At 71.7% G+C, this 20,252-nt stretch carries 18 protein-coding genes; 10 read left to right on the top strand and 8 right to left on the bottom strand.

The window, feature by feature from the left end; translation table 11 throughout:
* Positions 1-63: 63 nt before the first annotated feature.
* The gene (locus ACIBBF_RS13645; RefSeq protein WP_397413997.1) at positions 64-834 is read left to right on the top strand and encodes a GPP34 family phosphoprotein; all 771 of its coding nucleotides are present in this window, start codon (positions 64-66) and stop codon (positions 832-834) included.
* Positions 835-1,064: 230 nt separating this feature from the next.
* Here ACIBBF_RS13645 and ACIBBF_RS13640 read toward each other — a convergent pair whose 3' ends face one another.
* Genes ACIBBF_RS13640 through ACIBBF_RS13625 form a run of 4 tightly spaced genes read right to left on the bottom strand, consistent with a single transcriptional unit; the run spans position 1,065 to position 4,474 of the window.
* Positions 1,065-2,510 carry a class II fumarate hydratase gene (locus tag ACIBBF_RS13640; protein WP_397413995.1) on the bottom strand — a complete coding sequence of 482 codons (1,446 nt, stop codon included), beginning with the start codon at positions 2,508-2,510 and terminating at the stop codon, positions 1,065-1,067.
* A 55-nt stretch (positions 2,511-2,565) separates the two neighbouring features.
* Positions 2,566-3,255, bottom strand: a complete 690-nt coding sequence (locus ACIBBF_RS13635; protein WP_397413993.1) for a carbonic anhydrase — start codon at positions 3,253-3,255, stop codon at positions 2,566-2,568.
* Positions 3,252-4,187, bottom strand: a complete 936-nt coding sequence (locus ACIBBF_RS13630) for a carbohydrate kinase (RefSeq protein WP_397413990.1) — start codon at positions 4,185-4,187, stop codon at positions 3,252-3,254. Before ACIBBF_RS13630 ends, ACIBBF_RS13635 begins: the two co-directional genes overlap by 4 nt.
* Positions 4,184-4,474, bottom strand: coding sequence for an exodeoxyribonuclease VII small subunit (locus tag ACIBBF_RS13625; RefSeq protein WP_397413987.1), 291 nt, complete (start codon positions 4,472-4,474; stop codon positions 4,184-4,186). Before ACIBBF_RS13625 ends, ACIBBF_RS13630 begins: the two co-directional genes overlap by 4 nt.
* Before the next feature lie 124 nt (positions 4,475-4,598).
* Between ACIBBF_RS13625 and ACIBBF_RS13620 the strand changes: the two genes are divergently transcribed.
* Both ACIBBF_RS13620 and ACIBBF_RS13615 read left to right on the top strand, forming a co-directional pair.
* Positions 4,599-6,218 (top strand): ABC-F family ATP-binding cassette domain-containing protein, encoded by a 1,620-nt coding sequence (locus tag ACIBBF_RS13620; protein ID WP_397413985.1) that lies wholly within the window; start codon positions 4,599-4,601, stop codon positions 6,216-6,218.
* 117 nt (positions 6,219-6,335) lie between these two features.
* Positions 6,336-7,079 carry an SDR family oxidoreductase gene (locus ACIBBF_RS13615; RefSeq protein WP_397413983.1) on the top strand — a complete coding sequence of 248 codons (744 nt, stop codon included), beginning with the start codon at positions 6,336-6,338 and terminating at the stop codon, positions 7,077-7,079.
* Here the strand turns inward: ACIBBF_RS13615 and ACIBBF_RS13610 are convergent.
* Positions 7,045-8,001, bottom strand: coding sequence for an RNA polymerase sigma-70 factor (locus ACIBBF_RS13610; RefSeq protein WP_397413980.1), 957 nt, complete (start codon positions 7,999-8,001; stop codon positions 7,045-7,047). The genes ACIBBF_RS13615 and ACIBBF_RS13610 overlap by 35 nt on opposite strands.
* Before the next feature lie 83 nt (positions 8,002-8,084).
* Between ACIBBF_RS13610 and ACIBBF_RS13605 the strand changes: the two genes are divergently transcribed.
* A complete protein-coding gene (locus tag ACIBBF_RS13605; RefSeq protein WP_397413978.1) occupies positions 8,085-8,834 on the top strand; it encodes a class I SAM-dependent methyltransferase in 750 nt (249 codons plus the stop codon).
* A 10-nt stretch (positions 8,835-8,844) separates the two neighbouring features.
* Here ACIBBF_RS13605 and ACIBBF_RS13600 read toward each other — a convergent pair whose 3' ends face one another.
* Both ACIBBF_RS13600 and xseA read right to left on the bottom strand, forming a co-directional pair.
* Positions 8,845-9,993, bottom strand: coding sequence for an epoxide hydrolase family protein (locus ACIBBF_RS13600; RefSeq protein WP_397413976.1), 1,149 nt, complete (start codon positions 9,991-9,993; stop codon positions 8,845-8,847).
* A gap of 76 nt (positions 9,994-10,069) precedes the next feature.
* The gene (gene xseA, locus ACIBBF_RS13595; RefSeq protein WP_397413974.1) at positions 10,070-11,329 is read right to left on the bottom strand and encodes an exodeoxyribonuclease VII large subunit; all 1,260 of its coding nucleotides are present in this window, start codon (positions 11,327-11,329) and stop codon (positions 10,070-10,072) included.
* A gap of 64 nt (positions 11,330-11,393) precedes the next feature.
* Between xseA and ACIBBF_RS13590 the strand changes: the two genes are divergently transcribed.
* Complete coding sequence (locus ACIBBF_RS13590; protein WP_397413972.1) at positions 11,394-12,431, top strand: 4-hydroxy-3-methylbut-2-enyl diphosphate reductase; 1,038 nt, start codon at positions 11,394-11,396, stop codon at positions 12,429-12,431.
* 126 nt (positions 12,432-12,557) lie between these two features.
* Here the strand turns inward: ACIBBF_RS13590 and ACIBBF_RS13585 are convergent, their stop codons facing one another.
* Complete coding sequence (locus ACIBBF_RS13585) at positions 12,558-14,057, bottom strand: DNA recombination protein RmuC (RefSeq protein WP_397413970.1); 1,500 nt, start codon at positions 14,055-14,057, stop codon at positions 12,558-12,560.
* A 188-nt stretch (positions 14,058-14,245) separates the two neighbouring features.
* On the opposite strand from ACIBBF_RS13585, the gene ACIBBF_RS13580 reads away from it, so the two are divergent.
* The 5 genes from ACIBBF_RS13580 to xerC all read left to right on the top strand — a co-directional run bounded on the left by ACIBBF_RS13580 (position 14,246) and on the right by xerC (position 20,088).
* The gene (locus tag ACIBBF_RS13580) at positions 14,246-15,067 is read left to right on the top strand and encodes an ABC transporter ATP-binding protein (protein WP_397413967.1); all 822 of its coding nucleotides are present in this window, start codon (positions 14,246-14,248) and stop codon (positions 15,065-15,067) included.
* Positions 15,049-16,650: a hypothetical protein gene (locus ACIBBF_RS13575; RefSeq protein WP_397413965.1), complete on the top strand. Its 1,602-nt coding sequence runs from the start codon at positions 15,049-15,051 to the stop codon at positions 16,648-16,650. Before ACIBBF_RS13580 ends, ACIBBF_RS13575 begins: the two co-directional genes overlap by 19 nt.
* A gap of 51 nt (positions 16,651-16,701) precedes the next feature.
* Entirely contained in the window at positions 16,702-17,469 is a 768-nt protein-coding gene (locus ACIBBF_RS13570; RefSeq protein WP_397413962.1) for a DinB family protein, read from the top strand.
* A gap of 11 nt (positions 17,470-17,480) precedes the next feature.
* Complete coding sequence (gene ychF / locus ACIBBF_RS13565) at positions 17,481-18,566, top strand: redox-regulated ATPase YchF (protein WP_397413960.1); 1,086 nt, start codon at positions 17,481-17,483, stop codon at positions 18,564-18,566.
* Positions 18,567-18,795: 229 nt separating this feature from the next.
* Positions 18,796-20,088 carry a tyrosine recombinase XerC gene (gene xerC / locus ACIBBF_RS13560; RefSeq protein WP_397413958.1) on the top strand — a complete coding sequence of 431 codons (1,293 nt, stop codon included), beginning with the start codon at positions 18,796-18,798 and terminating at the stop codon, positions 20,086-20,088.
* Positions 20,089-20,252: the final 164 nt, after the last annotated feature.

The following is a 20,252-nucleotide window of genomic DNA, read 5'->3' as shown; positions in this document are numbered from 1 at the left end:
TAGACAGTCCGGCGATCGTCTCAATTCGGGGTGTGTCGCCCTTGTCGGATATAGCATCGGGGCATGCTGATAGCCGAAGACTTCCTGCTGCTCGCCGTCGACGACGAGACGGGCAAGACCGCCAACGTCGACAACCTGGGTGTTCGCCTCGCCGGTGCCCTCCTGGCCGACCTCTCCGACGCGCGCAAGACCCTGCTGCGGGGTGCTCCGGAGGCCGGTGCCACCAAGGAGGAGCGCGAGAAGGCCGGTGACGCGACGATCATCGTCACCGACAACAGCCCCGCGGGCCACGTCGCCCTCGACGCCGCGCTGCAGGCCGTGCTCGCCACGCCGGACGCCCCGGCGCGCAAGGTCGTCGAGGCGATCTCCAAGGACGCCGAGGAGAACCTCCTGGCGGCGCTCGTCGAGCGCGGCATCCTGGAGAAGGAGGAGTCCAAGCTCTTCCGCATGCTCCCCGTGACCCGCTGGCCGGCCGCCGACTCGAGCCACGAGACCGCGCTGCGCGCGAACCTCACCAAGGTGCTCGTCGAGGGCGCCGAGCCCGACGAGCGCACCGCCACCCTGATCTCCCTGCTGCACGGCTCCGGCCTGATCGCCGGCCTGGTCGGCAAGGAGCAGCGCAAGGCCGCCCAGGAGCGCGCCGAGGAGATCGCCGGCAGCGAGTGGGGCGTCGCCACGGTCGCCACGCAGGTCGCCATCGCCGCCTCGGTCGCGGCCGTCGCCACCGTCGGTGCCGCGGTCGCCGCCGCGGTCATCCTCCAGGCCCAGAAGGACGACGCCGCGGTCGCCGCCCCGGCCGAGGCCGCCGCGCCGGTCGAGACGCCGGCGGTCTGACCGGACGTCACGCCGGCCCGGACCTCACGCCGGCCCACCCGGCAGGGTGCCGAACGTAGGTTTCGTCGTGCCAAGACCCGCTCATCGAGCGACGAAGCCTACGTTCGCGCGGGGTGCCTCGGGCGGTGGTGGCCTGCTGGACCCGGCATGGCAGAGAGCGCCTGTCCGTTCCTCCCGATCAGCGGGTGGGACGGGACAGGCGCTCTCTGCTGTCCGGGGCCTGCGGCGTCTCAGGCCTGCGGCGGCCGCGTCATCGACAGCACGTCGAGGGCCGTGTCGAGCTGCTCCTCGGTGACCTCGCCGCGCTCGACGAAGCCGAGGTCGACCACGGCCTGGCGCACCGTGACGCCCTCCTTGACCGCGTGCTTGGCCACCTTGGCGGCGGCCTCGTAGCCGATCGCGCGGTTCAGCGGCGTGACGATCGACGGCGACGACTCGGCCAGCGCGCGGGCGCGGTCGACGTTCGCGGTGATGCCGACGATCGTCTTGTCCGCGAGCACCCGCGACGAGTTCGACAGCAGGCGGATCGACTCCAGCACACCCTGCGCGATCACCGGGATCTGCACGTTGAGCTCGAAGGAGCCGCTGGCGCCCGCCCACGCGACGGTGGCGTCGTTGCCGATCACGCGCGCGCACACCATGAGCACGGCCTCGGGGATCACCGGGTTGACCTTGCCCGGCATGATCGAGGATCCCGGCTGCAGGTCGGGCAGCGCGATCTCGCCCAGACCGGTGTTGGGGCCGGAGCCCATCCAGCGCAGGTCGTTGCAGATCTTGGTCACGGACACCGCGATGGTGCGCAGCGCGCCGGAGAGCTCGACCAGCCCGTCGCGCGCGGACTGCGCCTCGAAGTGGTCGCGGGCCTCGGTCAGCGGCAGCCCGGTGTCCTGCGCGAGCAGCGCGATGACCCGCTGCGGGAAGCCCGCCGGGGTGTTGATGCCCGTGCCCACGGCGGTGCCGCCCAGCGGCACCTCGGCGGCACGCGGCAGTGCGGCCTGCAGGCGCTCGACGCCGTAGCGGATCGCGGCGGCGTACCCGCCGAACTCCTGGCCGAGGGTGACCGGGGTGGCGTCCATGAGGTGCGTGCGGCCGGACTTCACGACGGTGGCGAACTCGTCGGACTTGGCCTGGAGTGCCTCGGCCAGGTGGTTCAGCGCGGGGATCAGGTCGTTCACGACACCCGACGTCGCCGCGACGTGCACGGACGTGGGGAACACGTCGTTCGACGACTGCGAGGCGTTGACGTGGTCGTTCGGGTGCACGTCCTTGCCGAGCGCGTTCGTGGCGAGGGTCGCGAGCACCTCGTTGGTGTTCATGTTCGACGACGTGCCGGAGCCCGTCTGGTACACGTCGATCGGGAAGTGCCCGTCGTACTTGCCGGAGGCGACCTCGTCCGCGGCGGCGACGATGGCGTCCGCGATGTCCTGGTCGAGCACGCCGAGCTCCGCGTTCGCCGTCGCCGCGGCCTTCTTCACACGCGCGAGGGCCTCGATGTGGGCCCGCTCGAGCGGGGTGCCGGAGATCGGGAAGTTCTCGACGGCACGCTGTGTCTGCGCGCGGTACAGGGCGTTCGCGGGGACACGAACCTCGCCCATGGTGTCGTGCTCGATGCGGTAGGCGGTCGTGGTGTCGCCGGGCTCGGCGGAGCCCGGCGAGACGACGGTGTCAGCAGTCATGGGTCTATCGTGCCGCAGCCTCGCTCGGGCGACGCACCGCAGGGCGTGACTCCTGTCACCCCGCGAGGGGCTCCTGCGCGGCCGGCGGCACCTCGCCGATGTCACCGATCACGTCGACCATGCGCGCGCTGCCCTCGGCGAGGTCGTACTCCAGACCGACCACCGCGCACCGGCCCTCCTCGACGGCCCGGGCGAGCCCGGCCGAGTACCCGTGCAGCATCCCGACGGTGTGCTTCACGTGCTCCCGGCGCAGCAGGTCCTGGTCGGACAGGAGGGCCATGGTCGCCGCCTGGTCGCCCGAGGTGATGCTGGCGATCGACGGGATGACCCGGTCCACCACGGCACGCACGAACCCGCCGGGCTGCTCGCCCGTGGCCAGCGTGTGCGCCGCCGCGGCCACCGCCCCGCACGAGTCGTGCCCCAGCACCACGACGAGCGACGCACCGAGCACGTCCACGCCGTACTCGATCGAGCCGATCACGGTGGTGTCGACGACGTGGCCCGCGGTACGGACCACGAACACGTCGCCCAGGCCCTGGTCGAAGATGATCTCGGCGGCCACCCGGGAGTCCGAGCAGCCGAAGATCACGGTGTGCGGGTGCTGCGCGGCCTGGAGCTCGCGGCGCCGGTCGGCGCCCTGCGACGGGTGCGCGGGCGCGTCCGCGACGAAACGGTCGTTGCCCGAACGCAGCAGCGCCCAGGCGTCACGCGGCGTGAGCCGCTCCGGCATCGGGACCGAGCTCATGATCCGACCTCCTCACGACGGGGCGGGTTGGCACCCGCCCGGGACACGGTGACGGCCGCGACAGCGACGCAGCCCTCCAGGACCTGCCGCACCGTGGCGGCGTCGACCTCGTCGAGCGCGGCCCGCCGGCCGGCGCCCAGCAGGTCGTGCTCCCACAGGCCGTCGATCAGGGCGCCCATGAACGAGTCGCCCGCGCCCACGGTGTCTACCACGTCGACCTGAGGAGCCACGACCTCGACCTCGCCGGCGTCGGACACGGCGACCGCGCCCTTGCCACCCAGGGTGACCACGACGAGCGCGGGCGTGCCGGCCTGCCACTCGCGGGCGACGGCCACCGGGTCGGAGCCCGGGTACAGCCAGGCGAGGTCCTCGTCGCTCACCTTGACCACGTCGGACAGGTGCACCAGCGCCTCCACGCGCGGGCGGACCTCGTCGGCCTGACCCATGATCGCGGGCCGGGCGTTCGGGTCGTACGTGGTGGTCGCCGTCGCCCGGGCGGCCTCCAGGAGCTCGCGCACCTGGGTCGCGCCCGGCTCGAGCATCGCCGCGATGGACCCGGTGTGGACGGCCAGCGCGCCGTCGGCTCCGGCACCGGGACCGCCCGGCAGCGCCGCGGCGGGGACCTGCCAGGTGAGGTCGAAGTCGTAGGTGGCCGAGCCGTCGTCGTCCAGGGTGGCGACCGCGACGCTCGTGCGGGCCGCGCCGTCGCTGCCCTCGACGAGGCGCACGCCCGATTCGGCGAGCCAGCCGCGCACCAGGTCGCCCCGGTCGTCCGCGCCGAGCCACGTCGCCAGCCGCACCTCGCGGCCCAGACGCCCGAGCGTGAGCGCGACGTTGGCGATGCTGCCGCCGGGGTGGTCGGCGGTGGAGCCGTCGGGACGGCGCACCTGGTCCACGAGGGCCTCGCCCACGGCGAGGACGTGCGCGCTCACCGGGCCTCCTCCGGGGAGTCGGCGGAACCGGCCGAACCTGCCGAACCGCCGGAGGCCTGCTGCGCGGCCGCCAGGCGTTCACGGGCGCCGTCGAGCCACTCCTGGCAGCGGGCGGCCAGGGCCTCGCCGCGCTCCCAGAGCGCGAGCGACGCCTCCAGCGGCTCGCCGCCGGCCTCCAGGCGGCCAACCACCTGCACGAGCTCGTCGCGTGCCTGCTCGTAGCTGAGGGTGGCGACGTCGGGGGCGTCCTTCGTCGGATCGGTACCGGTCACAGCTTCTGTACTCACGGGGACAGTCAACAGCACGTCGCCGACATCCGTGGTCCGTTGTCCACAGGTTCGACGTCACCGTGGAACCAGCGTGGCGGAATCAGCTTGGCCCGGGCGGGTGCGGCGTCGGACCATGTGACGCATGGGCCATCTCGAAGCAGCGCACGTCGAATACCACCTGCCGGACGGCCGCACCCTCCTGGGGGACGTCTCGTTCCGCGTGGGCGAGGGGAGCGCGACGGCGCTGGTCGGGCCCAACGGCGCGGGCAAGACGACGCTGCTGCGGCTGATCACCGGTGAGCTCACGCCGCACGGCGGCTCGGTGACGGTCAGCGGCGGGCTCGGCGTCATGCGGCAGTTCGTGGGGTCGGTGCGGGACGAGACGACGGTGCGCGACCTGCTGGTCTCCGTGTCCGACGCGCGCCTCCAGCAGGCCGCACGCGCCGTCGACGAGGCCGAGCACGCCATGCTGACGGTCGACGACGAGGCCGCACAGATGGCGTACGCGCAGGCGCTGTCCGACTGGGCCGAGGTGCGCGGGTACGAGGCCGAGACGCTGTGGGACGTGTGCACCATGGCGGCGCTCGGCATCCCGTACGACCGGGCGCAGTTCCGCGAGGTGCGCACGATGTCCGGCGGCGAGCAGAAGCGGCTCGTGCTGGAGGCGCTGCTGCGCGGCACCGACGAGGTGCTGCTGCTGGACGAGCCGGACAACTACCTGGACGTGCCCGGCAAGCGCTGGCTGGAGGAGCAGCTCCGGACCACCAAGAAGACCGTCCTGTTCGTCTCGCACGACCGCGAGCTGCTGTCCCGGGCGGCGAACCGGATCGTGTCGCTGGAGCCCGGGCCGGCAGGCGCGGACGCCTGGGTGCACGGCGGCGGGTTCGCCACGTTCCACGAGGCACGGCGCGAACGGTTCGCGCGGTTCGAGGAGCTGCGCCGACGCTGGGACGAGAAGCACGCTCAGCTCAAGAAGCTGGTGCTCACGCTGCGGCAGCAGGCGGCGAACAGCCCCGACATGGCCTCGCGCTACCGGGCCGCCCAGACCCGGCTGCGCAAGTTCGAGGAGGCCGGCCCGCCGCCGGAGCCGCCCCGCGAGCAGGACATCACGATGCGCCTGCGCGGCGGGCGCACGGGCCTGCGGGCCGTGACCTGCGAGGGGCTGGAGCTGACCGGGCTCATGAAGCCGTTCGACCTGGAGGTCTTCTACGGCGAGCGGGTGGCGGTGCTGGGTTCGAACGGGTCCGGCAAGTCGCACTTCCTGCGTCTGCTCGCGGGCGGCGACGTCGCCCACACGGGCTCGTGGAAGCTCGGCGCCCGGGTGGTGCCCGGCCACTTCGCGCAGACGCACGCCCACCCCGAGCTGTTCGGCCGCACGCTGCTCGACATCCTGTGGGAGGAGCACGCGCAGGACAAGGGCAAGGCGATGGCCCGCCTGCGGCGCTACGAGCTCAGCGCCGCGGCCGAACGGCCCTTCGACCGGCTGTCCGGCGGGCAGCAGGCACGCTTCCAGATCCTGCTGCTGGAGCTCGCCGGCTCCACCGCCCTGCTGCTCGACGAGCCCACCGACAACCTCGACCTGGAGTCGGCCGAGGCCCTGCAGGAGGGCCTGGAGTCGTTCGAGGGGACGGTGCTGGCCGTGACGCACGACCGCTGGTTCGCGCGGTCCTTCGACCGGTACCTGGTCTTCGGGTCGGACGGCGTCGTGCGCGAGACCGCCGAACCCGTCTGGGACGAGCGGCGGGTCGAGCGGGAGCGGTAGGCCGTCCGGGGTACGTGCCGTGCGGGGGTGTCACAGATCCGGGGTGCTCCCGGTCGAACGCGTGACGGGCCGGTCGGCCCGTCACGCGCACGGCGCGGAACCCAGAAGGAGCACACCATGAAGATCGTGGTCATCGGCGGTACCGGCCTCGTCGGGAGCCAGGTCGTCCGCAACCTGACCGAGCACGGGCACGAGGCGGTGGCGGCCTCGCCGCAGTCCGGCGTGAACACCCTGACCGGCGAGGGCCTGGCCGAGGTGCTGGACGGCGCCCAGGTGGTGGTCGATCTCAGCAACTCGCCGTCGTTCGCCGAGGAGGACGTCACCGGCTTCTTCCGGACGTCCACGACGAATCTGCTGGAGGCCGAGGCGACGGCCGGGGTGCAGCACCACGTGATCCTGTCGATCGTGGGTGCCGACGGCATCGACGCCGGGTACATGCGTGCCAAGGTGCTGCAGGAGAACCTCGTCAAGGACTCGGGCAACGGCTGGTCGATCGTCCGGTCCACGCAGTTCTTCGAGTTCCTGAACGCGATCGCCGACGAGGCCACCGTCGACGGCGTCACCCATGTCGCGCCCGTACGGTTCCAGCCCATCGCGTCGGCGGACGTCGCGCGCTTCGTGGCCCGGACCGCCGCCGGCACGCCGCTGGACGCCACGATCGAGATCGCCGGTCCCGAGGCGTTCGGCTTCGACGAGATCGTGCGCAAGCACCTGGCGGCCAAGGGTGACGAGCGGGAGGTCCGGACCGACCCCGAGGCCACCTACTTCGGCGCGCGGCTCGAGGACAAGGAGCTCGTGCCGCTGGGCGAGGCCCAGCTCGGCGAGGTCAGCTACGAGCAGTGGCGGGCGGCTCAGGCGTAGCCGGCCCCGCCCCGTCCTCCGGCGCGGCCTGGTCCGCCCAGGCCCGCCGGAGCGGCTCCGTCTTGTCGGGGTTCATCTGCCACATCAGGTCCTGCACGCCCTCGTCGGTCACGGTCACGGCCAGGACGCCGACCAGCTCGCCGTCGCGCTCCATGGCGAAGCCCTCCGTGCCGTTGACCGCGATCGCGCGCGTGGTGACGCCGGCCCAGAAGACCTCCGCGAACGTGGCCAGCAGGCGGGCCACCTTGTTCCGGCCCATGACCGCCACCCGGGCCACGTGCTCGGCCCGGCCGTTGCTGTCGGCGCGGGTCACGACGTCCTCGGCGAGCAGCCTCTCCAGGCCCTGCACGTCGCCGGCGCGCGCCGCGGCGAGGAACGCCTCCAGCAGCGCGCGGCGCTCCGTGGGGTCCACCGTGTTGCGGCGTTCGGACGCGATGTGCTTGCGCGCCCGGCTCACGAGCTGACGTGCCGCGGCCGGGGTCGTGTCCACGATCCGGGCGATCTCCGGGTACCCGTAGTCGAACGCCTCGCGCAGCACGTAGGCGGCACGCTCCGTGGGCGTGAGTCGTTCCAGCAGCACCAGCACCGCGACGTCCAGTGCCTCGGCGCGCTCGGCACCGAGCGTGGGGTCCTGGCTCGTGTCCACGGGTTCCGGCAGCCAGGGCCCGACGTACGTCTCACGGCGCGACCGCGCGCTCTGCAGCACGTTGATGGCCAGCCGCGTCGCCGTCGTCGTCAGGAAGGCCTGCGGGTTGCGCACCACGGAGCGGTCGGTCGTCTGCCACCGCACCCACGTCTCCTGCACCACGTCCTCGGCCTCGGCCGCCGACCCGAGCATCCGGTACGCGATACCGAACAGCCGCCGCCGTGCGGCCCCGAACGCCTCCGCGGCGTCGTCCAGCGTGCCCACATCACTCGTCATCGTGCGCTCCTTAGCCTGCCCCGACGACGGTACGTGACGAAATGGCCTTGGGGTCGGCCCAGCGACGGGTGAACATGGTGGTCATGACCACACCCGACCCGATCTTCGTGGATCCCCGCCTCGCCCGGCTCTACGACGCGTTCGACGACGACCGTGGCGACCTCGACCTCTACGTCGGCCTCGCCGAGCGGCTCGGTGCGCGGACGGTGCTCGACGTCGGCTGCGGCACCGGCGTGCTGGCCCTGCTGCTCGCCGCGCGAGGGCTGGAGGTGACCGGCGTCGACCCGGCCGCGGCGTCCCTGGAGGTGGCCCGGGGCAAGCCGGGCGCCGAGGCGGTCAGGTGGGTCGAGGGCGGTGCCGACACCGTCGGGGCCCTCGGTCTCGCGGCCGACCTCGCCACCATGACCGGGAACGTGGCGCAGGTGTTCACGGGGGACGAGGACTGGGCTCGGGCCCTGACCGCGATCCACGCCGCACTCCGGCCCGGCGGCGTCCTCGTGTTCGAGACCCGCGTGCCGGAACGGCAGGCCTGGCTCGGCTGGACGCGCGAGCACCGGTCGGCCCGCCGGGTCATCCCCGGTGTCGGCGAGGTCGAGACGTGGAACGACCTCCTGGAGGTGGACCTCCCGCTGGTCACCTTCCAGGGCACCTACCGCTTCCCGCCCGGCCTGCTGCCCGACGGCGACGTGGTCACCTCGGTCTCGACCCTGCGCTTCCGCGAGCGGGACGAGATCGAGGAGTCGCTGGACGCCGCCGGCTTCGTGGTCGAGCAGGTGCTGGACGCCCCGGACCGTCCCGGCCTGGAGTGGGTCTTCGTCGCCCGCCGCTCCTGACCGGCAGCGCTCACACGGACGGCAGGCCGCCGAAGAAGGCGCGGATGTCGGCCGCCAGGAGCGCCGGCTCCTCCATCGCCGGGAAGTGGCCGCCCTCGGTGAACTCGCTGAAGTGGCTCATCGCGTTCCACGGGTCCAGCGCACGGCGCATGAGCGGGTGCGTGTCGAACACGGCCCAGCCGGCGGGCACGTCCGACGGCGCGACCCAGCCGAGCCCCGAGTGCTCGGACTCGTAGTAGAACTGCGCGCTCGACGCCCCGCTGCGCGTGAACCAGTAGAGGCTGACGTTGGTCAGGAGCTGGTCGCGGTCCACCGCCTCGTCCGGGGTGGCGTGGGCGCCGTTGGTCCAGGTCTGGAACTTCTCGGCGATCCAGGCGAGCTGGGCGACGGGGGAGTCGGTGAGCGCGGGCCCGATGGTGTCGGGCCGGTGGTTCTGCATCTCGAAGTAGCCACGCTCGGCCTGGTCGGTGGCGCGGACCGCCTCGATCTGGGCGATCTCGTCCTGGGTCAGCCCGTCCGGGTAGGGGAACTTGTCGCCGACCATGGCCAGTGCCCGGCCGTCGCTGCCGGTGTGGGTGCCGATCACGCGGTCCGGGTAGAGCGCCGCGAGGCGGCCGGCGGTCCCCGCGCCGATGTCGGTGCCGTGCGCGGCGAACCGCTGGTACCCGAGCCGGGTCATGATCTCGGCGTACGCCGTGGTGGTCCGCGCCAGCTCCCAGCCCGTGCCGGACAGCGGGGTGGAGAACCCGAACCCGGGCAGCGACGGGATGACCACGTGGAACGCGTCGGTCAGCAGCGGGACCAGCCGCTGGTACTCGACGAACGAGCCCGGCCAGCCGTGGTTCAGGATCAGCGGCGTGGCCTGCGGGTTCGCCGAGCGCACGTGCACCACGTGAAACGTCTGCCCGTCGACGACGGTCGTGTACTGCTCCCACTCGTTGAGCCGCGCCTCCTGGGCACGCCAGTCGAAGCCGTCGCGCCAGTACCCGGCGAGGTCCCGCAGGTACGCCTGCGGGATGCCGCGGCTGAAGTCCGTCCGGTCCTCGCGGCCGGGGACGGGGAGCGGCCAGCGGGTGCGCGCGAGCCGGTCGTGCAGGTCGTCGAGGTCGGCCTGCGGCACGTCGATGCGGAAGGGGACGAGGGCGGTGTTCTCGGTCATGACACCTACTGTGTCGCGGGTAGCGGTCAGGTTCTGGCCGTTATCCGGAGTGACTTTCGGGTGCCGTCCCGCAGCCCTAGGGCTTGGCCGTGACCCTCGCGTCCAGTGCTCCCTCCGCCAGGCGTACGTGCAGATCGGCGCCGACCTCGACGTCGTCCGGCCGCCGGACCACGTGGCCGTCCGAGCGCTGGACGACGGCGTAGCCGCGCTCCAGCGTGGAGGCGGGGGAGAGCGCCCTGACCTGGGCGCCGAGCCGACCGATCTCACCGCTCGCCTGCAGCAGCAGGGAGTTGAGCGCGTGGCGGCTGTGCCGGAGCGCCTGGACCACGTCGCGCTCGCGCGACTCCAGCATGGTCTGCGGTGCGGCCAGCACCGGGCGCGAGCGGACGCCGTCGAGGCCGTGCTGCTCCCGGTCCAGCATCGCCGTGACCGCGCCGCGCATGCGGCTGCGGGCCTGGGTGAGCCGGAGCCGTTCCTCCGAGACGTCGGGCACGATGCGCTTCGCGGCGTCGGTGGGGGTCGAGGCGCGGTAGTCGGCGACCAGGTCGAGCAGCGGGGCGTCCGTCTCGTGCCCGATCGCGCTGACCAGCGGCGTACGGGCCTGCGCGACGGCGCGCACCAGCGACTCGTTGCTGAACGGCAGCAGGTCCTCGACCGAGCCGCCGCCGCGGGCGACGACGATGACGTCCACTGCCGGGTCCTGGTCGAGCTCCGCGATCGCGGCCGACACCTCGCGCACCGCGTTGACGCCCTGCACGGCGACCTCGCGGATCTCGAACCGTACCTGTGGCCAGCGGGCCCGGGCGTTCACCACGACGTCGTGCTCCGCCTTCGACTCGCGACCGCACACCAGCCCCACCACGGCGGGCAGGAACGGCAGGCGGCGCTTGCGGTCGAGGTCGAACAGGCCCTCCGCCGCGAGGACCTTCTTGAGCGCTTCGATCCGGGCGAGCAGCTCACCGACGCCGACGGCCTTGATCTCGCTGGCCTGCATCTGCAGCGTGCCGCGCTTGGTCCAGAACACCGGCTTGGCGTGCACGACGACGTGGTCGCCCTCGGCGGGCGGCTGCGGCAGCATGCCGAGCACACGGGAGAAGATCGTCACCGGCAGGGAGGCGTCCGCATCCGTGTCGCGGAGGGTCAGCCACTGCATGCCGGAGCCCGGACGGTGGTTGAACTGCACCACCTGGCCCTCGACCCAGACGGGCGGCATCTTGTCGATGTAGCCCCTGATCTTCTCCGACAGCACGCGGACCGGCCACGGGCTGGTGGCCGTGGTGTCGAGTGCCTTCACGGGGAGCTCGGTGGGCTGGGGCCGCAGGGTGGGTTCCGTCACGTGTCCAACCCTGCCACCCACCACCGACACAAGCCCTCCGCACACCGCCCCTAGACTGGCGACCGTGAGCGTCACGAGCCCTGAGCGTCCTGCTGAGACCCAGACCAAGCGCGTCCTGCTGGCCGCCCCGCGCGGCTACTGTGCCGGCGTGGACCGTGCGGTCGTCGCCGTCGAGAAGGCCCTGGAGACGTACGGCGCACCGGTGTACGTGCGCAAGGAGATCGTGCACAACAAGCACGTGGTGGAGACGCTGCGCGAGCGCGGCGCCATCTTCGTCAACGAGACCGACGAGGTTCCCGAGGGCAGCCGGCTCGTGTTCTCCGCGCACGGGGTGTCGCCTGCGGTGCGCGCCTCGGCGGTGGCACGGAGCCTCGACACGATCGACGCGACCTGCCCCCTGGTCACCAAGGTGCACAAGGAAGCGGTCCGGTTCGCCAAGGACGACTACGACATCCTGCTGATCGGACACACCGGTCACGAGGAGGTCGAGGGCACCGCCGGTGAGGCGCCCGAGCACGTGCAGGTCGTCAACTCGCCAGACGAGGTGGACCAGGTCGTGGTGCGCGACCCCGAGAAGGTCGTGTGGATCTCGCAGACCACCCTGTCGGTCGACGAGACCATGGAGACGGTGCGTCGGCTGCGCGAGAAGTTCCCGTCCCTGCAGGACCCGCCCAGCGACGACATCTGCTACGCCACGCAGAACCGCCAGGTCGCGGTGAAGAAGCTGGCGCCCGAGTGCGACCTGGTGATCGTGGTCGGTTCCGCGAACTCGTCCAACTCGGTGCGGCTGGTCGAGGTCGCGCTCCAGTCGGGCGCCAAGGCGTCCTACCGCGTGGACCGCAAGACCGAGATCAAGGACGAGTGGCTCGAGGGCGTCACGACGGTCGGCGTGACCTCCGGTGCCTCGGTGCCCGAGATCCTCGTGCAGGACGTCATCGCCCACCTCGCCGACCACGGCTTCGGCCACGTGGACGAGGTACGGACGGCCACCGAGGACCTGATGTTCTCGCTGCCGCGCGAGCTGCGCGCCGGCCTCAAGGCCGCGGGCGAGGAGCCCAAGCGGCCCCGCCGCGAGACCCGCACGGAACTGCCGCTGGCCTGAGACCGCCCGCCGCCCCCTGGACCGGGTTGGTCCGTGGGGCGGCGCGTGGCCGGTAGAACGTCAGGAGGTCGGCAACCTGGGTTGCCGACCTCCTGACGTTCTACCGACGGTTCTGGCCGTGGCCGTTCAGCCCGCCTGACCGACGGCGGGGGCGGGGCCGGTGTCGGTCGACGCCTTCTCGACCGCCTCCAGCGCGCGCTTGTCGGTCACGGCGAGCGCGGTGACCTCCAGCTCCTGCACCAGGATGCCGTCCGCCTCCTGAGCGCGGTCGATCGCGACGATCCCGCCCTCGTCCGCGGCCAGCAGCTCGGACTTGGTGATGGGACGGGGCACCTCCTCGACCCCCTTGAGCTCCTCCACGCTGTCCCGCTCGTCCACCACGTCGAGCTCGACCATGCGCCGCGCGGAGGTGAGCACGTTGCGCTCCAGCGAGCCGATCATCTGGTTGTAGCTCTTCGTCGCCGTCTCCAGCGCGCGGCCGGTCCGGGTGACGTGGCCCGTCATGGTGACCAGACGCGCGTACAGCTCCTTGCCGACGCTGAGCACCTTCTGCGCGTTCTCCGCGAGCGACTCCTGCCGCCAGGCGTACGCGACCGTGCGCAGCAGCGCGAGCATCGTGGTGGGCGTCGCGATGATGACGTTCTTCTGCGCCGCGTACTCCAGCAGCTCCGGCGACCGCTCCAGCGAGGCCGACAGGAACGCCTCGGCGGGCACGAACATGACGACGAACTCGGGCGCCGGCTCGAACTGGTTCCAGTACTTCTTGGCGGCCAGGTCGTCCACGTGCTTGCGCATGTGCCGCACGTGGGCGTCGAGCCGCTGCTCGCGGTAGGCGGCGTCGTCCGACTGCTGGGCCTCCAGGAAGCCGAGGAAGGCCACCTTGGAGTCGACCACCACCCGCTTGCCGCCCGCGAGGTTGATCACCATGTCCGGACGGAGCGTGCCGTCCTCGCTGGTCACCTGGGCCTGCTCGGTGAAGTCGACGCGGTTGATCATGCCCGCGGACTCGACCACCTTGCGGAGCTGGAGCTCGCCCCACGCCCCGCGGGTCTGCGAGGAGCGCAGTGCCGTGACCAGGTCGGCGGTGCCGTTGCGCAGGTCCGCCGACACCTCGGCGACGTTGCGCATCTGCTCCACGAGCGCGCCCTGCCCCTCGATCCGCGCCTTCTCCGCCTGGAGCACCTCGGTGCGTACGAGCTCCACGGCCTTGGTCAGCGGGTCGACCAGCGACTTCACGGCCGCCTCCCGCTGCGCGAGCGCCTGCTCGCCGGCCGACGCCGACCGCTTGAGCCGCTCCTCGGCGAGCTCCAGGAAGCGCTTGCTGTTGGCGTCCAGCGCATCCCCGGCGAGCGCCTGGAACTGCCGCCGGGCGTTCTCCTGCTCGGTGCGCGCCGCGGCGATCTGCTCGGCGGCACGCTCGCGTGCTGCGGCGACCTGTTCCTCGGCCCGCTCGTGCGCGGCGGCGATCTGCGCCGCGGCGGACTCGGCCTGGGCACGCAGGCGCGCGGTCTCCAGGTCGGCCTCGCGCTGGGCGGGCGCGATGCGCTGCGCATGACCGAGCCACCCCAGCAGTGCGCCCACGAGGAGGGCGCCGAGGGCCAGCAGAATCGTTGCGGCGATGTCCATGAGCGACAGGCTGCCACGAGCCACCGACACTCCGGCACGCTGACACCCCGGGCGGCCGGAATCGCCCGGTTTGTGGTCGGCGGCCCGCGGCCGCCGGATACTCCGTCCACAGGTGGACCTGGTTTCTCGCCCGGACTCATCCCCGCGTCGGATCCACGATGTCCGAGGTCCCCGCTACGTTGGGTGCCATGACGATCCCCGCACCTCCGGGCAGCACAGGGACCCAGGGCGCTCCCGAACCTCCCCCGCACGACCCGACCGCGGCGCTCAGTGTGCGCGGCCTCTGGAAGCGGTTCGGCCAGAAGATCGCCGTCTCCGGCGTCGACCTGGACGTGCCCGCGGGCTCGTTCTACGGCCTGGTCGGCCCCAACGGCGCGGGCAAGACCACGATGCTCTCCATGGCGACCGGCCTGCTGCGGCCGGACTTCGGCTCGGCCTGGGTGCACGGCGTGGACCTGTGGGCACGCCCCGACGAGGCCAAGGCCACGCTCGGCATCCTGCCCGACGGCGTGCGCCTGTTCGACCGCCTGACCGGCCGTCAGCTCCTGACCTACGCCGGGATGCTGCGGGGGATGGACAAGGAGACGGTCGTCGAGCGCACCGCCGACCTGCTGCAGGCGTTCGACCTGGCCGGCGACGCGGACACGTTCGTCGTGGACTACTCGGCCGGCATGACCAAGAAGATCGCCCTGGGCAGCGCGATGATCCACGCCCCGCGCACCCTGGTGCTCGACGAGCCGTTCGAGGCGGTCGACCCGGTCAGCGCCGCCAACATCCGCGACATCCTCAAGGGCTACGTGGCGAACGGCGGCACCGTGATCGTCTCCAGCCACGTCATGGACCTGGTGCAGCGCATGTGCGACCACGTCGCCGTGCTGGCCGGCGGGCACGTGCTGGCCGCGGGCACCGTGGACGAGGTGCGCGGCGAGCAGACCCTGGAGGACCGGTTCGTGGACCTCGTCGGCGGCCGGCAGCACTCGGAGGGGCTCTCGTGGTTGCGCGGTTCCTGACCCTCAAGCTGACCCTCATGGGCAACACGTTCCGCAAGAGCGTGTGGCAGACGATCGGCCTGATCATCGCGTCGCTGTACGCGCTGGGCGTCGTCGGCACCCTGCTGGCTCTCGTGGGCGGGCTGGCCTTCCTGGAGGATCCGGCCTGGGCCGGTCTGGCCATCACGCTGGGCGGGGCGCTCACGGTGCTGGGCTGGTGGATCATCCCGATCTTCGCCTTCGGGGTGGACGCGACCCTGGACCCCCACCGGTTCACCACCTTCGCCATCCCGCGGCGCACCCTCGTGGCGGGCCTGGCCGTCGCGGGGCTGATCTCGGTGCCGGGGTTCGCCACGGTGCTCCTCGCGCTGGGCACCGCCTTCGCCTGGGTGCTGGAACCGGGCGTGCTCCTGGTCGCACTCGTCGGTGCGGTGCTGGGGGTGGCCACGTGCGTCATCGGGTCCCGGGCCATCACGACGGCGCTCGCACCCGTGCTGGAGTCGCGGCGCTATCGCGAGGTCGTCACGATCGTCGCGCTGGTGCTGGTCGTGATGATCGGCCCGCTCATCTCGTCGCTCTCCAACGGGTTCGAGGTCTCGGTCGACGGCAGCGTCGGCGACCAGCTCCGGCCGATGTTCGAGCAGGCGGCCGGCGTCGTCGGCTGGACGCCGTTCGGCGCGGCGTGGTCGCTGGCGAGCGCGGCGCACGACGGCGACTGGCTCGGCCTGGCCGGCCGGCTCGCCGTGGCGCTCGGCACCATCGCCCTGGGCTGGTTGGTCTGGGACCGGGCGCTGGGCAGGGCCCTGGTCAGCCCGCCCGTCGGAGACGGCGGGGGCGGCCGGGCGAAGGGCCTGGGCGCGTTCGGCCTCGTGCGGTTCTCGCCCACCTGGGGCGTCGCCGCGCGCACCGCCACCTACTGGCTGCGCGACCCGCGCTACTCCGGGTCCATCGCCGTCGTGCCGCTGCTGCCGGTCATCATCTACTTCACCACGCAGAGCACCGGCAACTACTTCATGCTGCTGGCCACCGGCCCGTTCGTGGCGTGGATCCTCGGCTTCAGCATCTCGAACGACATCGGCTACGACTACACCGCGTTCGCGCTGCACGTCGCCGCGGGCGTGGACGGCAAGGCGGACCGCTGGGGCCGGGCCATCCCGATGCTGCTGGTGGCCCCGCTGGTCGCGGCGATCACGGTGGTGGCCACCGTCTGGGTGGCCGACTCCTGGCACCTTCTGCTGCCTCTGCTGGGGCTGGCGCTCGGGCTCCTGCTGGTCAGTACCGCGGTGTCGTGCGCGGTCTCGGCGCGGCTCGTGTACCCGGTGGCCAAGCCGGGGGAGAGCCCGCTCAAGTCCCCGCAGGGAGCTGCGGTCGCCACGCTGGTCTCCCAGGGTCTCGGGTTCGTGATCACCCTGGGGCTGTCCGTCCCCGTGCTCGCGGTGGGGATCGCGGCGCTGGTGCTGGGCGGCGCGGTGTGGGGTGTCGCCACGCTGGTGCTGGGCGTGCTCTACGGGGCGCTGATGCTCGTTCTCGGGGTGCGGTTCGGGGCCCGGGTGTACGACAGGCGCCTGCCGGAGCTGCTCCAGCAGGTCCAGTCGTTCCCGTGACGGTCGCTGCCGGGCCGCGGTGTGTCAGTGGTCCGGCGTAGCGTCCGTGTCATGAGGCACATCGAGGGCGAGGACCTGCGCGGGGCGCACTTCCGTGGCGTCGACATGAGCGGTGCCCAGTTCCGTGAGGCCGTGCTCAACGGCGTCCGGATGCGGGGCGTGGAGCTCGTCGACGCCGACATCGACGGGGCGATCTACGGGCTGCGGGTCAACGGCGTGGAGGTGGCGCCGCTGGTCGAGGCCGAGCTGAACAGACGCCATCCGGAGCGTGCCCTGCTCCAGGACCGCACCGTGGCCGGGCTCCGCGCGGCCCTGGACGCCTATGTCCAGATGTGGGAGTCCACGTACGAGAGGGTCGCGTCGATGCCGGCGGGCACGGTGGACGTGTCGGTCGACGACGAGTGGTCGTTCGCGCAGACCCTGCGCCACCTCGTGTGCTGCACGGACGGCTGGCTGCGCTGGGGTGCGCAGGGCAGGCGGGACGCCGACGTGTTCTGGCCGGCCGGCGTTCCGCACTCGCAGTTCTCGTCGCGGGCGGGTTCGATCGGGATCGACCCTGCCGCTGCGCCGTCGTACGCCGAGGTGCTCGAGGTCAGGCGGCAGCGGGTGCAGGAGGTCCGCGACGTCCTCGCCGCGCTCACGCCCGAAGAGGCCGGCAGCCCGGCCGCGCCGCCGCCGTGGATGGACCAGTCAGAGCCGTTCACCGTCGGCAAGTGCATCGGGGTGGTGCTGTCCGAGGAGTGGGAGCACCATTCGTTCGCCACGCGGGACCTGGACCTCATCGACGCGGGCGCCGCCCCGTCGCCCGAGTCCACGTAAACTTGCGCGACGTGGCTCTCACTATCGGCATCGTCGGCCTGCCCAACGTCGGCAAGTCCACCCTCTTCAACGCTCTGACCCGCAACCAGGTGCTCGCGGCGAACTACCCGTTCGCCACGATCGAGCCCAACGTGGGGGTGGTCTCGCTGCCCGACGAGCGACTGGACAAGCTCGCCGAGATCTTCGACAGCCAGCGGATCCTGCCGGCCACGGTGTCGTTCGTGGACATCGCGGGCATCGTCAAGGGCGCGTCCGAGGGTGAGGGCCTGGGCAACAAGTTCCTCGCCAACATCCGCGAGGCCGACGCGATCTGCCAGGTCACGCGTGCCTTCGACGACCCGGACGTGGTGCGTGTCGAGGGCTCGGCCGACGCCCCCGGCGACATCGAGACCATCTCCACCGAGCTGATCCTGGCCGACCTCCAGACCCTCGAGAAGGCGCTGCCGAGGATGGAGAAGGAGGTCAAGATCAAGCGCGGCGACCCCGTCCTGTACGCGGCCGCGAAGAAGGCCCAGGAGATCCTGGACAAGGGCATCACGCTGTACCAGGGCGCCACCGACGCCGGCCTGGACCTCGCCGAGATCGCGAGCCTGCAGCTCATGACGGCCAAGCCGTTCATCTACGTCTTCAACACCGACGACGCCGGCCTGGCGGACACCGCCGCGCAGGAGGCGCTGCGCAAGGTGGTCGCCCCCGCGCAGGCGATCTTCCTGGACGCCAAGTTCGAGTCGGAGCTCGTCGAGCTGGAGCCCGAGGAGGCCGCGGAGATGCTGGCCGAGACCGGCCAGGACGAGTCGGGCCTGGACCAGCTCGCCAAGGTCGGCTTCGAGACCCTCGGTCTGCAGACCTACCTCACGGCCGGCCCGAAGGAGGCCCGCGCCTGGACCATCCACAAGGGCTGGACGGCACCGCAGGCGGCCGGCGTGATCCACACCGACTTCGAGCGGGGCTTCATCAAGGCCGAGGTCATCTCGTTCGAGGACCTGGTCGAGGCCGGGTCGGTCGCGGCGGCGAAGGCGGCCGGGAAGGCGCGGATCGAGGGCAAGGACTATGTGATGCAGGACGGGGACGTGGTGGAGTTCCGGTTCAACGTCTGAGCATCACCCCGGTCTCGGCCTGGTCTCCTGACCAGGCCAAATACCGGTTGACCTGCGGTAACGCTTCTGAGCCCTCGGGACAGCGGTGGACGGAAATGGCCTCCAGGGGCCGCCCATTCCCCCATGGTTCCCCCACGGGATCCGGGGTGTTTCCGCAGGTGAGTGCTCGCGTCTGAGGTTGTGCCGGGTGTGCCGTTCCCCCACAGGGAGCGGCTGGGACACCTGACGGGTGGAGAGGACCACCCTGGCAGCCACACCGGGCAAGCGAGTCTTCGGAGAGCTGGAGAAGCGCAGGAGCGCCACGACCGGCAAGGTGACCGGCTGGCGTGCGCGCTACACCGGCCCGGACCTGGAGCGGCACCCCAAGACGTTCGGCGACAAGATGGCCGCCGAGTCGTGGCTCAACGCCGAGCGCATCTTGATCGACCGCGGCGAGTGGAAGCCACCGAAGGTGCGCGAGCTGGAGGCGCGTCTGGCCGAGCAGCGGTCCGTAACGCTCCGCGAGTGGGCGTACCGGTCGATCGAGGGCAAGACCCTGCGACCGGGGACCCTTTACCGCTACAAGACGGCGTTGGAGAAGCGGATCCTGCCCGTGCTGGGCGACATCCCCTTGAAGGACCTCACCCGCCTGGACGTGGCCACCTGGTACACGAAGCTGCGCGTAGTGCTGGCCGAGGAAGCACGCGGTAGGAAGTGGCACGGCAAGGAGAAGTCCGACGGGCGCGGCGCCGCCTTTTCTGCCTATCAGGTGCTCTCGTCGATCCTGAACGATGCCGTGGACCACGAGCTGCTGAATGCCTCGCCGGCGAAGGTCAAGGGTGCGCTGCGGTACAAGGCCGTGCACGAACCGATCGTTGTCACGACCGATCAGATGTGGCGCATGACGGAACTGATGCCGGACTACCTCCGGGCCATCGTGCCGCTGGCCGTGACCACGGGTCTGCGCAACGGGGAGCTGCGTGCGCTCAAGCGCAGACACCTGGACCTTGACGATCCGTCGCGTGCAACGGTCACCGTGCGGGGCACGGCGGCCGATCATCGGGAGCGAGGCAAGTTCAAGGAGATCGGTGAGCCGAAGACGGATGCGTCCTACCGAGAGATCGCGATCCCGTCCTTCGTGGTCCCCATCCTGCGGGAGCACCTGGAGAAGTTCTCCGAACCCGGATCGGACGGGATCGTCTTCCGGGCGGCGCGTGGGGGAGTGATGCACCGCCAGATCATCCAGCGCAAGTGGTTCGTCGTCCGAAAGGCCGTCGGGCTGGACGAGCTGCACTTCCACGACCTGCGGCACACGGCATTGACCTGGGCGGCGCGCTCCGGCGCGACACTGGCAGAGCTGATGGCGATTGCTGGGCACAGCAACCCGACCGTCGTGCTGCACTACCAGCACCTCGGGGATGAGGAACGGCGGCACCGGATCGCCGAGAAGCTTGGAGCCGCGTTCAAAGACGATCTGGCCGAGCGCCGGGCACTGCGGACCCCGCAAGCCGACACGAAGACCGGGACACAGGCTTCGGGCTGACTGTGACGCGCTGGGCCCAGAGCGGTCGCGCGCGGAGCAAGGTGCACACCTGTGAGGTCAGAGGGCTGCTGTGATGTCCAGGGAGGTTGTTCAGTCGGGTGATGGGTGGTTGGTTGCCGATCGCTGAGTGCGCGCGGTGGTGGTTGTAGTAGTGCAGCCAGCCG

This window comes from Promicromonospora sp. NPDC050880 (genome assembly GCF_044456525.1).
In the GTDB taxonomy this organism is placed as follows: domain Bacteria; phylum Actinomycetota; class Actinomycetes; order Actinomycetales; family Cellulomonadaceae; genus Promicromonospora.
This window is presented reverse-complemented; position numbering and strand designations above follow the sequence as displayed.

Excerpts from the sequence above, each read along its gene's own strand:
- ACIBBF_RS13645 (WP_397413997.1), top strand. The coding sequence starts at position 64 with ATGCTGATAGCCGAAGACTTCCTGCTGCTCGCCGTCGACGACGAGACG.
- ACIBBF_RS13640 (WP_397413995.1), bottom strand. The coding sequence starts at position 2,510 with ATGACTGCTGACACCGTCGTCTCGCCGGGCTCCGCCGAGCCCGGCGAC.
- ACIBBF_RS13635 (WP_397413993.1), bottom strand. The coding sequence starts at position 3,255 with ATGAGCTCGGTCCCGATGCCGGAGCGGCTCACGCCGCGTGACGCCTGG.
- ACIBBF_RS13620 (WP_397413985.1), top strand. The coding sequence starts at position 4,599 with ATGGGCCATCTCGAAGCAGCGCACGTCGAATACCACCTGCCGGACGGC.
- ACIBBF_RS13615 (WP_397413983.1), top strand. The coding sequence starts at position 6,336 with ATGAAGATCGTGGTCATCGGCGGTACCGGCCTCGTCGGGAGCCAGGTC.
- ACIBBF_RS13610 (WP_397413980.1), bottom strand. The coding sequence starts at position 8,001 with ATGACGAGTGATGTGGGCACGCTGGACGACGCCGCGGAGGCGTTCGGG.
- ACIBBF_RS13605 (WP_397413978.1), top strand. The coding sequence starts at position 8,085 with ATGACCACACCCGACCCGATCTTCGTGGATCCCCGCCTCGCCCGGCTC.
- ACIBBF_RS13600 (WP_397413976.1), bottom strand. The coding sequence starts at position 9,993 with ATGACCGAGAACACCGCCCTCGTCCCCTTCCGCATCGACGTGCCGCAG.
- ACIBBF_RS13585 (WP_397413970.1), bottom strand. The coding sequence starts at position 14,057 with ATGGACATCGCCGCAACGATTCTGCTGGCCCTCGGCGCCCTCCTCGTG.
- ACIBBF_RS13580 (WP_397413967.1), top strand. The coding sequence starts at position 14,246 with ATGACGATCCCCGCACCTCCGGGCAGCACAGGGACCCAGGGCGCTCCC.
- ACIBBF_RS13570 (WP_397413962.1), top strand. The coding sequence starts at position 16,702 with ATGAGGCACATCGAGGGCGAGGACCTGCGCGGGGCGCACTTCCGTGGC.